The organism is Maritimimonas sp. 2210JD6-3 (genome assembly GCF_056591795.1).
This window is the reverse complement of the sequence record NZ_JBWQOJ010000034.1, coordinates 1-13,099: the sequence shown is the minus strand read 5'-3', so window position 1 is coordinate 13,099 and position 13,099 is coordinate 1. Positions and strand designations below refer to the sequence as shown.

The following is a 13,099-nucleotide window of genomic DNA, read 5'->3' as shown; positions in this document are numbered from 1 at the left end:
TTTATTTACACATGATTTTCTCAGTTAATACTGCGTATTGTAGAATCGCCAATAACGATTCCTTTTTTAATTTGTGGATTGCCTTTATATAAGATATTGGCTTCCCCATAAGAGGTTACCTTTAATCTGTCTGATACATTAAATTGATAAGTACCTTCACCATAAGAAGTAATTTTTGCTTCTTTACTTGTTGCATTGAGCGAACGCATTTTACTTGATCCGTAGGCTGTAATACGTTGTTTATTAATTTCTCCTGAGTCTATTACTAAATGACTTTCACCATAGATGGCAACACGTAATTCATTTAATTTTGCTTCTTTAATTAATACTTCAGATTCTCCGTAAATACGTAATATACATTTATCTTGATCTAATGGACTTTCAAATGTAATTTTCTCTTCACCACGTAAAGAAAATGTATCGACATTCGTATAGGTCAGTCTAACCTTGGCTACAGTATTTTTATAAATGGACACCTTTTGTTTCCAACCATTATTTTTATATTTTTTATGCTTTGTTACAGTCTTAGCTCCCTCTAAATAGACTTGAAGTGTGCCATTTACAATTTCATATTGTAGTTTTTCATTGGGAACTGTTATATTTTGAATTTCAATCATAGTTGCATTTCCTTTAACAAACTCTACTTCTATGTGAGGGCTAATAATGACCTTATCAAAATCTTTATTTAGTGAAATCGTTTTCTCTTGTGCTACTGTTATTTGAACTAATAATGTGATTACAAATAACATTGACAATTTTAAATAATGTTTCATAGTACAACTGATTATCGTTTGAAATTATAGTTTTATAGCTCAAAGACTCTCATCTTTTAGCGTTGTTACAGTTTATTTTGTTTATTGAATCCCCTAAAGATACTTTTTACTTGTAAAAATGTATTATAAACTCTCAATTCATCATAAATATTTAACAAAACCGCTTCCCTATTTTCCTTTATTAATTATGATTGTTAAAAAAATATGAAAATTTTTTATGTTAAAATTTAACAATCATTTTCATCAATTCTAACTCTATTAATCTTTTTATCTATATAATACATTGAAAATCAGTTTTTTATAAATAAAATAAAAACTCATGGTTTTCCATGAGTTTTAAAAATCCCTAAATGCTCTATTGTGAGATGTCTCATCTCATTATACATTTGTATCAGACAAACGAAGTAATAAAGTTCATTAAAATAATACTCTTACAATTAAACAAGAGTTAACAACAAGGGGAGAAAGGAGAGAAATCAGTAATCTTTTTATAGCTAAAAATTCAACTACAAAAGATTTTTCTCCTTTATTTTAGAACTTAACCATATACGCTTTCTAGGCGCAACAATAAAGGGGAGAAAGGAGAAAAGTTTGATCACTAACTAAACTTTAGTTCACTACACAGTACTAAATGATAAACTTTTCTCCTTCATTTAAACAAAATAACATTCTGTAAAAGGAAATTACAATAAGGGGAGAAAGGAGCGAATTACTCAATACATACTACTGAGAATTCACTCCTTTATTTTTTTGCAAAACCTAACGAACTGTAACAATTCTAAAAAGCATGAGTCTATACTATAGACTTTCTAAAATTTAGACCATGAAAAAATGTTACTTCTCTTTTGTATTACTCTTAGCTTTTACATCTTTAATTGCTCAAAAAACCGTCAATGCTAAAGATATTTTAAATGATATCAAGAATGGTAAAGATGTATCTTATGAAAATATAACTATAATTGGCTCATTAGATATGACCTATATGGATGAAAAATTACCCGATTTACCAAAAAGAAAAAAATGGTGGAAAAATGGTGGTAGCAATTCTGTAGAAGAACAAATTGATGGTAAAGTATCGTTTGTAAACTGCACTTTTGAAGACCATGTATATGCTTATATTCATGATGAAGATTCTAAATATACCTTTATTGCCAATTTTGAAAACGATGTAAACTTTGTGAATTGCACTTTTAAAGGTAAAGCATACTTTAAATATTCAGATTTTGAGCGTGTCGCTGATTTTTCTGGATCTAAATTTGAAGATCAAACTACTTTTAAATATGCAGATTTTAGCCAAAAAGCAAATTTCGCTAATACCAATTTTGATGAAAACGCTACATTTAAATACTCAAAATTTAACAAAGGTGTAAGTTTTAATAACGCCAAATTTAGAGGTGATTTAAGCTTAAAATACACGAAAATACGTGGGGACTTTGATGTAAAAGGCATGAATGTTGCCTATGATATCGATACGAAATATACCGATGTTAATGGTGATAAATTCTCTAAGTATTTATTAAAAAATAACAATTAAAGAAGTGCTTTATTAATTTTTTTAATTAAGCGCGGACCTTCATATATAAAGCCGGTGTAAATCTGAACAAGATCTGCTCCGGCTTCCAATTTTTCTAAAGCATCTTTAGCTGAGTGTATGCCACCTACGCCAATAATAGGAAAAGATTTATTAGATTGATCTGAAAGAAATCTGATTACTTCTGTAGCTCTTTTCGTAACTGGTTTTCCGCTTAAACCACCAATTTCATTTTTATTTTTTGAGTGTAAGTTATCTCGTGAAATCGTAGTGTTTGTAGCGATTACACCATCTATCTTTGTTTCTGTAACGATATCAACAATATCTAATAATTGGTCATTTGTCAGGTCAGGTGCTATTTTTAATAAGATTGGTTTTCTTTTACTACCATTAGTATTTGATAAAATTACATTCTCTTCTTGTAACCTCTTCAAAAGCTTTGATAGCGGTTCTTTCTCTTGCAATGCTCTTAAATTAGGCGTATTTGGTGAACTTACGTTTACAACAAAATAATCTACATAGTTAAACAAGCCTTTAAAATTTACGAGATAATCTTCGATAGCCTGTTCATTAGGAGTAATTTTATTCTTACCAATATTGCCCCCAATGATAACCTTGCCTTTATTTTTTTTGAGTTGCTCTATGGCAGTATTCAATCCTTCATTATTAAAACCCATTCTATTAATAATAGCTTGATCTTCTTTTAATCGAAAGAGTCTTTTTTTAGGGTTTCCATCTTGTCCTTTCGGAGTTATCGTACCTATTTCTATAAAACCAAATCCGAAGTTTGCAAGTTCATTATACAGAACAGCATTTTTATCAAATCCAGCCGCTAATCCTACAGGATTTTTAAAAGTCAATCCGAATAAATTACGTTCTAATTTTTGATGAGTCACTTGATAGTATTTCCGCGTAAGCCCAGCAATAAAGGGAAGCTTAAATAGTAACTTTATGAAGGAGAATGTAAAGTGATGTACTTTTTCAGGGTCAAACATAAAAAGTACAGGACGTATAACTTTCTTATACATATACAATAGTGGGTTAAAATGTAAAATTAAAAAAACTCCGTTAAAGGAGTTTTTAAATTATCTAAGCTCTGCATCAAAATCGCGCTCAAAGGCGGTTCTTAACTTCTGCATTACCTTCTCTATAACTTTATCATTCAATGTTTTATGTTCATCTTGCAATTGGAAACTCAATGCATACGATTTTTTACCATCAGGTAAATTATTTCCTTCGTAAACATCAAATAAGTCAACTGATTTTAACAACTGTTTTTCCGTTTGAAAAGCCGTTCTGTATAAGTCACTAAATGATACCTTGGTATCTAATAGCAATGCAAAATCTCTCTTTACAGATGGAAATTTAGGTAACTCTTTAACTTTTAATTGTTTATTACCAATGCACTGCATAAGATTTTCCCAATTAAAGTCAGCAAAAATCACTTCTTGCTTTATATCAAATTGTTTTAAGATCGAACGTTTAACAACACCAAAATCTACAAGGGTAGTTTTACCCAACTTCAGGGACAATCCTTCAGAAAAAATATCGTCTGTGACTGGAGTAGCTTTCACTCCGTTTACTCCTACTCTTTCCAGTAGTGAATTTAGTATTCCTTTTGCATAGAAAAAATCTGATTGTTCAGTTTTAGAGTTCCAGCTATCTTTTGTTTTATTTCCAGAAATGGTCAAACTTAAATGTTTTTTTTCAGCATAATTATTATCAAACTTATGATAAGTGGTTCCGAATTCAAAAAATTTTATAGTATTCGATTTACGATTTAAATTATGTGAAACTGCTTCTAATGCACTAAATAATAGTGATTGGCGCATGACTGATAAATCTGTACTTAACGGATTCAGCATCGTTACATTGTGAGTTTCTTTAAGATTTTCAGAAAAGTTAATATACTCAGGTTTCGTCAATGAATTTGCCATCATTTCATTAAAACCTAAAGCCACTAATTGATCAGAAATTAAGTTTTGTAATTTTGTTGTGCTTAATTTATCTGAATACGAAATGGAAGTATTTAATTTTTCGGAAGTAGCGATATTATTATAACCATATACCCTCAATATCTCTTCAATTACATCTGCCTCTCGTGTAACATCTACTCTGTATGCAGGAATTGTTAAACCTAGTGCTGTTTCTGTTTGATTGTTTATTTTTATATCTAATGAAGCCAGAATATCTTTAATGGCATCTCTAGAAATTTCTTCTCCTATCAACTTAAATGTCTTTTTATAGGAAAGATGCACTTCATTATCTGCTATTTTATTCGGATATATATCGGTAATATCAGAAGTGATTTTACCACCAGCAATTTCTTCAATAAGAATTGCCGCACGTTTTAATGCATATTCTGTTATATTCGGATCAATACCTCTTTCGAAACGAAAAGACGCGTCTGTATTTAACGCATGACGTTTCGCCGTTTTTCTGATTGAAACTGGATTAAAATAAGCACTCTCTAAAAATATAGAAGTTGTATTCGCTGTTACACCCGATTCTAAACCGCCAAAAACGCCACCAATACACATGGGGTTTGATTCGCCATCGCAAATCATAATATCTTCGCTACTTAATGTTCGCTCTACACCATCTAGTGTTGTGAACTTAGCGCCATCAACTAGTGTTTTTACTACAATCTTATTGTCTTTAATTTTTGCAGCATCAAAAGCATGCAAAGGTTGCCCTAATTCATGCAATACATAATTGGTAACATCTACTACATTATTTATGGGTGATAAGCCAATTGCTTGTAAGCGATCTTTAATCCATTTTGGTGACTCCTCTACTTTAATATTTGTAATAGTAACTCCGGCGTATCTCGGTACTAATTCGTGATTTTCTACTTCGACATCAACACGCATAATACGTTCATCAACATCAAAATTGCTAACTGAGGGTGTGATTAATTCAATATCTATCTCTTGACGAAGCAAGCCCGCGCGTAGATCACGAGCCACACCAAAATGGCTCATAGCATCAGCCCTATTAGGGGTAAGCCCGATTTCAAATACTTGATCTGTGGAAATATCAAAGACCTCAGCAGCTGTTGTTCCTGGCGCAATATTTTTATCGAGTACCATAATACCATCATGACTTTCTCCTAAACCTAATTCGTCTTCTGCACAGATCATTCCATGACTTTCTTCACCTCTTATTTTTCCCTTCTTTATCGTAAAATCATTCCCTTCTTTATCGTATAAAATAGTACCCACAGTAGCTACGGGAACCTTTTGTCCTTTTGCTACATTGGGTGCACCGCAAACAATCTGTAGTGGTTCACCATTTCCTAAATCAACAGTAGTTAATTTTAGCTTATCTGCATTCGGATGTTTCTCACAAGTTAACACCTCTCCAACCACTACTCCAGCAAGACTTCCTTTAATGGATTCTACTGTTTCAACACCCTCGACTTCAAGACCTAAATCGGTTAACAGTTCTCCCGTTTTTTCAGCTTCCCAATCAATGCTTAGAAACTGCTTTAACCAATTATATGATATTTTCATTGACGTTTGATTTTTTAGGTCAGCAAAGATAATGAATAGATTTAAGAGGGTTTCTTTATTCATTAAAATTTCTTACTTTGCAAGTTCCTAAATAATTATGAACCTATGTCGATACAAATTACACGCATTTTTGATTTTGCATATCATCAGTTAGAAAAATATAATTTGAAGGAGGCCTTAGTTACTAAATCTAAGAATGGTAAGTGGCAAGTTACTTCTTCTGAAGAATATATTAAAAAAGCCAATGCAATTAGCAGAGGTCTTTTAAAATTAGGTGTGCAAAAAGATGATAAAATTGCTGTAATATCTTCAACGAACAGAACAGAATGGAATATTTGTGATATAGGGGTTTTACAAGTTGGCGCACAAAATGTACCAATCTATCCTACGATTTCAAGTGAAGATTATGAATACGTTATTAACCATTCTGGGGCTATCTATTGTTTCGTATCTGATGAAATAGTTTTAGAAAAATTAAATAAAATTAAAGACAAAACTAACCTTAAAGACGTATTTACTTTTGATGATATAGTGGGCGAAAAAAGCTGGAAAGAAGTACTTGAATTAGGTCAAGATGAAAGTAACCAAGATGTTGTTGAAGACCGTAAGAATTCTGTAACACCTGACAGCCTTGCAACTTTAATTTATACGTCGGGTACTACTGGAAGACCTAAAGGTGTTATGTTATCTCATAATAATATCGTATCTAATGTTTTAAGTAGTGAAAAGCGTGTACCTCTTAAATATGGTAAAGCAAAAGCATTAAGTTTTTTACCAATTTGTCATGTTTTTGAACGCATGATACTATACCTGTATCAGTATTGCGGCGTGTCGGTTTATTTTGCTGAAGCTATTGATAAATTAAGTGAAAATGCCCAAGAAGTGAAACCGAATGTTATGACCGCTGTGCCTAGGCTTTATGAAAAAATATATGATAAGATTTATGCCAAAGGTGATGACCTTACTGGTATTAAAAAGAAATTATTCTTTTGGGCAATAGACCTCGGATTAAAATATGAACCCTATGGCAAAAATGGATGGTGGTACGAAAGACAATTAGCTATAGCTAGAAAATTAATTTTTAGCAAATGGCAAGATGCGCTCGGCGGTAATTTAGAATTAATGGTTTCGGGTAGTGCGGCATTGCAACCAAGATTGACTCGAGTTTTTGCTGCTGCAGGTATGCCAATAATGGAAGGCTATGGTTTAACAGAAACTTCACCTGTAGTATCAGTGAATGACCAACAAAATGAGGGCTTTAGAATAGGTACTGTAGGAAGAGTTATTGAAGGTGTTGAAGTTAAAATTGCTGAGAATGATGAAATTCTTGTAAAAGGTCCTAATGTAATGCAAGGGTATTATAAAGATCCAGAGAAAACCGCAGAAGTTTTAAAAGACGGATATTTTCATACGGGTGATAAAGGAAAGATTGAAGATGGATTCTTAAAAATTACCGGACGTATTAAAGAAATGTTTAAAACTTCTGGAGGTAAATACGTAATCCCACCATTATTAGAAGGACAATTCAAGCAATCATTATTTATCGAACAAATTATGGTGGTTGGTGAAGGTGAAAAAATGCCTGCTGCTCTCATACAACCAAATTTTGAATACATAAGAGAATGGTGTAGTAAAGAAAATCTAAACATAGGAGACACTAATGAAGAGATTATTACTTCGAAAATAATTCTCGATAGAATTCAAAATGAAGTAAACGAATGCAATAAGAAATTTGGAAAATGGGAACAGATTAAACGTTTCGAACTTACTTCAAATGTTTGGTCAATAGATGGCGGAGAACTTACGCCAACTATGAAAATGAAACGTAAAGTAATTAAAGATATTTATAAAGATCTCTACGATAAAATCTATAGTTAATTTTTACCTTTGCTTTTTAATTTTTAACTCTTCATGGAACATTTTATAGTATCGGCTCGTAAATATCGTCCTCAAAATTTTGAAGATGTAGTTGGCCAACAAGCAATTACGAATACGCTTGAAAATGCTATAAAGAACAACCATTTAGCCCAAGCTTTATTATTTACAGGCCCTAGAGGGGTAGGTAAAACCACATGTGCAAGAATTTTAGCAAAAAACATCAACCAAGACGGTAAAGAAGTTGATAAAAATGAAGATTTCGCATTTAATATTTTTGAACTCGACGCGGCGTCTAATAATTCTGTTGATGATATTAGAAGTTTGACCGATCAGGTTCGCATACCGCCTCAAACTGGCAAGTATAAGGTTTATATTATAGATGAAGTACATATGCTTTCGCAAGCAGCTTTTAATGCCTTTTTAAAAACCTTAGAAGAACCCCCAGCGCATGCTATTTTTATTTTGGCGACTACCGAAAAACATAAAATTATTCCTACAATTCTTTCAAGATGTCAGATATTTGATTTTAAAAGAATTAGAGTAGTTGATGCTAAAAATTACTTGAAGAAAATTGCGAATCGTGAAAACGTTAATGCCGAAGATGATGCTCTGCACATTATTGCTCAAAAAGCTGATGGAGCTATGCGTGATGCACTTTCAATTTTTGACCGCGTTGTTAGTTTCTCTGGTGATACTATTACGCGACAAGATGTTACAGAAAATTTAAACGTATTAGATTACGATTCTTATTTTGATGCAACCCAGCTTATTTTAAATAATGATATTCCACAATTATTAATTCATTTTAATACTATTTTATCAAAAGGTTTTGATGGGCATCATTTTATTAGTGGTTTAGCATCTCATTTTAGAGACCTTTTAGTAGCAAAAGATAAGCAAACTGTGGCATTATTAGAAGTAGGAGATAAAGCAAAAAAACAGTATTTAGAACAAGCAGAGAAAGCACCATTAAGTTTTTTATTGAAAGGAATTGACCTAGCTAATGATTGTGATTTAAAATACAAGTCTAGTAAAAACCAACGTTTATTAGTAGAATTAGCATTGATGCAGTTAGCTTCTATCACATTTGATGGAGAAAAAAAAAAGCATAAACACTTTATAATTCCTTCAGTTAACTTTTTAAGCGTAGCTAAGAATGATGATACTAATTCTTCATTAAAAGATGAGAAAGTACTAACTCAAAACGAAGCTAACATAACACCTCAAAATGTTACAATTCATACTAATACTGAAGAAAAAAATACAAACAATAAAGAAAAACCTGTCTTAAGAACTGAACGTAGAAAGGCATCGGCATTATCCTTAAACTCTATACATAAAAAGAAAGAGGAAATAAAAGCCACGAGTTTAGAAGAAGTAAATCCAGAAAATTTACCAAAAGCATCGTTTACGAAAGAACAGTTTTTTGTGCTTTGGGATTCTTATATAGATAAGCTTATTAAAAATGGAGAGAAGATTATTGCTTCAATTATGAAGTCTGATACTCCAAAAATAAATAGTAATGAAATTCAACTTACCTTTCCTAATGGTATGATGAAAGCCGAATTTGACAAAATAAAACCACGTTTACTTAGACACCTTCGTGATCAACTAAACAACTACAGCGTTGATTTTCAATTAAATGTAAACGAAGAGTTAACTAAAAAATTCGCATATACTCCTCAAGAAAAATATGCCAAAATGCTAGAAAAAAATAAAGCATTGGCAAAACTTAGAAATACTTTTAATTTAGATTTATAATCATGTTAGGTTTAAAATTCGAGACTGAAACATCATGGGCAGAAATTGCTCAAGATAATTTACAACAAATATTAACCGATCATGCTTTTGCTGAACAAAAAGCCGCCTCGAATGCAGTATCAATTATTATCAATTATTCTGAAGAAACAGAATTAGTAACAGAAATGGCTGATATTGCGTTAGAAGAGATGGAGCATTTTAAAATGGTACACGAGCTTATGAAGTCGAGAGGCATGACTTTGGGTAGAGAACAAAAAAATGATTACGCTATGCATTTGCGTAATTTTTTTCAAAAAGGCGGTTCAAGAAATGAGCAACTTGTACATCGTTTGCTTTTGGCTGCACTTATAGAAGCAAGAAGCTGTGAGCGCTTTAAAGTATTTTCAGAGAATTTAGAAGATAGAGAATTATCACAATTTTATAAAGACCTTATGATCTCTGAGGCAAATCACTACACTACTTTTCTTAATTTTGCAAGAAAGTACTTAGATAGAAAGATTGTTGATGATAAATGGCAAGGATTATTAGCCTATGAAGCAAAGTTTATGAAAAATAGAGGTAATAAAGCAAAAGTACACGGCTAAATTCAACTACCATATTTACCATTTTGTTTAGTAAAAAGCAATCGGCACAACTACGCAAAGAATTTTGGACAAGTTTTGGGAAATCTTTCCCACGAAAATGGCTCTTATATAATACTAAGATTAAAGGTTTTGCTTTTAAATTTTTGGCAGATCGAAAAAAGGCGATGGTTTGTTTAGATTTTGAACACCCAGATGTTATTACTAATGAATTACTATACAATCAGTTTTTATCATTAAGAAAACTATTAGAAGCTGAACTACCTGAAGTGATTTTTGATGCTTCCTATCAATTAGGCAATGGAAAAATTATTCAACGAATTTATATTCCTTACCAAGAAAAATTTAGTATCTATAATAAAGATACATGGAAAAATTGTTATGAATTCTTTTATAAGAATATGCTGGTACTTGAACTTTTCTACTATGAATATGAAGATTTTATAAAGCGAGCTATTTAAAAGTAATCTAGAAAAATAAAGGAGCCAGTAAACTCATAAGTGTAGTATCTGAGTAAACTATGCTCCTTTCTCCCCTTTATTGTTGCTCGATCTAGTGCCGAGTATGTTTTAATAGTAAGGAGAAAAGCTTACGGTATTATAAATGTTTAGCGATTATAATTGCTGCAAACTTCTCTCCTCTCTCCCCTTTAATTTTTAAGACTTCTTATATAATAGAAGTACCACAATCTAAACGTGACTTTCTTTTAATTATTGTACTCACCAAATGTATATTGGTTCTTTTTATTATACAATAGTGTAACTATGTATTTTAAAATCATTGAAAATCATGATTTTTTTCATTATTCTAAAAAGAAAAAACGCCAAAATTAATTGACGTTTTTATAGTTATTTTTAATGATTAAATAATATTCATCGAAAACGGATAATTAGGTTGTTCTCCATTACTCGCCTTTACAGCATTAATAATTGGTAAGATAAAATATAATACCCCTATTATTAAAAATCCTAACAATCCTAATCCAAAAAATAATATTAGGGGTATGCATATAATTGCGTATATGATCATGCTCAGTCTAAAGTTAATGATGCTTCTTCCATGCTCATCCATATCTTCTACAGATTCTTTAGCAGACACCCATAAAATAAAGGGCACTAAAAATCCGCCAACGAGCGTAAACAAGTCTAACAACTGACTCAGATGTGTAATAACTAATAATTGATTATTTTTTTTCATGGTCTAAATTTTGATTAATGAATGTGTACTTATTAGACGCTTAACCCCTTATTTCGTTACACTTATATGGAAATCTAATCTATTCTCATCTTTTGAGAAGTAAGTTTACTAATTTTGCATACTTTACAATTTTATATGATTCATAATGATACCATCATAGCCTTAGCTACACCATCTGGTGTAGGAGCCATCTCTGTTTTACGTATTTCAGGAAATGAGGCACTTCAAATTACTAATAACTTATTTAAATCAATAAAAAAAAATAAGTCATTACTACGTCAAAAGTCTCACACCATACATTTGGGTCATATTATTGAAAAAGGAAAAATATTAGATCAAGTATTAGTCTCTATTTTTAAGAATCCTCAGTCATATACAGGAGAAGATGTAGTAGAAATTAATTGTCATGGATCTTCTTATATTCAACAAGAGATTATTCAATTGTTTTTAAAAAATGGCTGCCGTATGGCAGATAATGGTGAATTTACCATGCGTGCTTTTTTAAATGGGAAGATAGATTTAAGTCAAGCGGAAGCTGTAGCAGATGTTATTGCTTCTAACTCAGAAGCTTCACATACACTAGCCCTACAACAAATGCGTGGAGGCTTCACCAATGAATTGAAAGCTCTACGCCAACAATTATTAGATTTTGCATCTTTAATAGAGTTAGAATTAGACTTTTCTGGTGAAGATGTAGAGTTTGCTAATAGAACGCAGTTTAAAGAGCTCGTAGCTAAGGTTACGTCTGTATTAAAACGATTGATCGATAGTTTTGCTTTTGGGAATGCAATGAAAAATGGAATTCCAGTAGCCATTATTGGTGAGCCCAATGTTGGTAAATCTACGCTTTTAAACACGTTGTTAAATGAAGAAAAAGCCATTGTGTCTGATATTGCTGGCACAACTCGAGATGCTATTGAAGATGAAGTAATTATAGATGGCGTTGCCTTTCGATTTATTGATACTGCCGGAATTAGAGATACCTTAGATGTTGTAGAATCTATAGGTATAAAAAAGGCTTACGAGAAAGCTGATAAGGCTCAACTTATTATTTTCTTAGTGGACTCTAAAAAATTTAATTCTCAAAGCTCAGAATTTATGGATAAACTAGAGAATGTTAAGAATCGCTTCAGAAGTAAACGTTTATTAGTAATAGCAAATAAGGTAGATGAACTTACAGAAATCGAAATCTCAAATCTCAAATCTCAAATCTCAAATCTTTTACCGTTATCGGCTAAAAAAGGAATAGGCATTGATGAACTTAAATCTGAATTAACCTCATTAGTAACCACTGGAGCCTTAAGTAATAATGAGACTATTGTAACCAACTCACGTCATTTTGAAGCACTTAATAAAGCACTAGAAAGTATTTTGGCGGTACAAGACGGTATTGAAAATAACTTACCTTCTGATCTTTTTGCAATAGATATTCGCGAATGCTTACGCTATTTAGGTACTATTACTGGAGAATATGATGTGGATAAAGATATTTTAGGTAATATATTTTCTAATTTTTGTATTGGGAAATAGATAATCATTTTATTTGATATCATTTGAATTCAATTAACTGTAAATCAAATTGTTGTTAATAAATCTTGGAGTTTTACTTTCCCTTTATTATGTGATTTTCATACTTTTATTGTGTCTCATGTGTGTCTAGATATTGGTGAGACACAAAATAATGTGTCGCCATGATAAAAATACACTTAAGAAAGAAAAAACTAAACACCTTGGGGATTATGAATACCTTCAACTTTTTTAATAAGCAATCCTAATTCCTCTTCTGAAAAGAAAAAAATCGTGAACAGCTTGAACTTGCTGAGCAAATCTTGGTTATTCGAAAAGCGAAAATCTACCAGAGTA

Annotated in this window: 10 protein-coding genes; 6 read left to right on the top strand and 4 right to left on the bottom strand. The window is 31.5% G+C overall.

The features are described 5' to 3' along the window. Nucleotides 1-20: 20 nt before the first annotated feature. Nucleotides 21-773: a head GIN domain-containing protein gene (locus tag AC1EUY_RS12725; protein ID WP_480195926.1), complete on the bottom strand. Its 753-nt coding sequence runs from the start codon at nucleotides 771-773 to the stop codon at nucleotides 21-23. A gap of 823 nt (nucleotides 774-1,596) precedes the next feature. Between AC1EUY_RS12725 and AC1EUY_RS12720 the strand changes: the two genes are divergently transcribed. Beyond that, complete coding sequence (locus AC1EUY_RS12720; RefSeq protein ID WP_480195925.1) at nucleotides 1,597-2,307, top strand: pentapeptide repeat-containing protein; 711 nt, start codon at nucleotides 1,597-1,599, stop codon at nucleotides 2,305-2,307. On the opposite strand, the gene AC1EUY_RS12715 is transcribed toward AC1EUY_RS12720, so the two are convergent. Beyond that, a complete protein-coding gene (locus tag AC1EUY_RS12715; RefSeq protein ID WP_480195924.1) occupies nucleotides 2,304-3,332 on the bottom strand; it encodes a quinone-dependent dihydroorotate dehydrogenase in 1,029 nt (342 codons plus the stop codon). The two genes, AC1EUY_RS12720 and AC1EUY_RS12715, sit on opposite strands and share 4 nt — an antisense overlap. Before the next feature lie 57 nt (nucleotides 3,333-3,389). Next, nucleotides 3,390-5,819: a phenylalanine--tRNA ligase subunit beta gene (gene pheT, locus AC1EUY_RS12710; RefSeq protein ID WP_480195923.1), complete on the bottom strand. Its 2,430-nt coding sequence runs from the start codon at nucleotides 5,817-5,819 to the stop codon at nucleotides 3,390-3,392. Between the two features lie 105 nt (nucleotides 5,820-5,924). Between pheT and AC1EUY_RS12705 the strand changes: the two genes are divergently transcribed. Genes AC1EUY_RS12705 through AC1EUY_RS12690 form a run of 4 tightly spaced genes read left to right on the top strand, consistent with a single transcriptional unit; the run spans nucleotide 5,925 to nucleotide 10,500 of the window. After that, the gene (locus tag AC1EUY_RS12705; RefSeq protein ID WP_480195922.1) at nucleotides 5,925-7,697 is read left to right on the top strand and encodes an AMP-dependent synthetase/ligase; all 1,773 of its coding nucleotides are present in this window, start codon (nucleotides 5,925-5,927) and stop codon (nucleotides 7,695-7,697) included. 33 nt (nucleotides 7,698-7,730) lie between these two features. Next, entirely contained in the window at nucleotides 7,731-9,458 is a 1,728-nt protein-coding gene (locus tag AC1EUY_RS12700; RefSeq protein WP_480195921.1) for a DNA polymerase III subunit gamma/tau, read from the top strand. A gap of 2 nt (nucleotides 9,459-9,460) precedes the next feature. Next, nucleotides 9,461-10,042 carry a MiaE family protein gene (locus tag AC1EUY_RS12695; protein WP_480195920.1) on the top strand — a complete coding sequence of 194 codons (582 nt, stop codon included), beginning with the start codon at nucleotides 9,461-9,463 and terminating at the stop codon, nucleotides 10,040-10,042. Between the two features lie 23 nt (nucleotides 10,043-10,065). Continuing rightward, a complete protein-coding gene (locus AC1EUY_RS12690; RefSeq protein WP_480195919.1) occupies nucleotides 10,066-10,500 on the top strand; it encodes a DUF4268 domain-containing protein in 435 nt (144 codons plus the stop codon). A 400-nt stretch (nucleotides 10,501-10,900) separates the two neighbouring features. Here the strand turns inward: AC1EUY_RS12690 and AC1EUY_RS12685 are convergent, their stop codons facing one another. After that, nucleotides 10,901-11,236, bottom strand: a complete 336-nt coding sequence (locus AC1EUY_RS12685; RefSeq protein WP_480195918.1) for a DUF4870 domain-containing protein — start codon at nucleotides 11,234-11,236, stop codon at nucleotides 10,901-10,903. Between the two features lie 135 nt (nucleotides 11,237-11,371). Between AC1EUY_RS12685 and mnmE the strand changes: the two genes are divergently transcribed. Next, the gene (gene mnmE / locus AC1EUY_RS12680) at nucleotides 11,372-12,766 is read left to right on the top strand and encodes a tRNA uridine-5-carboxymethylaminomethyl(34) synthesis GTPase MnmE (RefSeq protein WP_480195917.1); all 1,395 of its coding nucleotides are present in this window, start codon (nucleotides 11,372-11,374) and stop codon (nucleotides 12,764-12,766) included. Nucleotides 12,767-13,099: the final 333 nt, after the last annotated feature.

Excerpts from the sequence above, each read along its gene's own strand:
- AC1EUY_RS12725 (WP_480195926.1), bottom strand. The coding sequence starts at position 773 with ATGAAACATTATTTAAAATTGTCAATGTTATTTGTAATCACATTATTA.
- AC1EUY_RS12720 (WP_480195925.1), top strand. The coding sequence starts at position 1,597 with ATGAAAAAATGTTACTTCTCTTTTGTATTACTCTTAGCTTTTACATCT.
- AC1EUY_RS12715 (WP_480195924.1), bottom strand. The coding sequence starts at position 3,332 with ATGTATAAGAAAGTTATACGTCCTGTACTTTTTATGTTTGACCCTGAA.
- pheT (WP_480195923.1), bottom strand. The coding sequence starts at position 5,819 with ATGAAAATATCATATAATTGGTTAAAGCAGTTTCTAAGCATTGATTGG.
- AC1EUY_RS12705 (WP_480195922.1), top strand. The coding sequence starts at position 5,925 with ATGTCGATACAAATTACACGCATTTTTGATTTTGCATATCATCAGTTA.
- AC1EUY_RS12700 (WP_480195921.1), top strand. The coding sequence starts at position 7,731 with ATGGAACATTTTATAGTATCGGCTCGTAAATATCGTCCTCAAAATTTT.
- AC1EUY_RS12695 (WP_480195920.1), top strand. The coding sequence starts at position 9,461 with ATGTTAGGTTTAAAATTCGAGACTGAAACATCATGGGCAGAAATTGCT.
- AC1EUY_RS12685 (WP_480195918.1), bottom strand. The coding sequence starts at position 11,236 with ATGAAAAAAAATAATCAATTATTAGTTATTACACATCTGAGTCAGTTG.
- mnmE (WP_480195917.1), top strand. The coding sequence starts at position 11,372 with ATGATTCATAATGATACCATCATAGCCTTAGCTACACCATCTGGTGTA.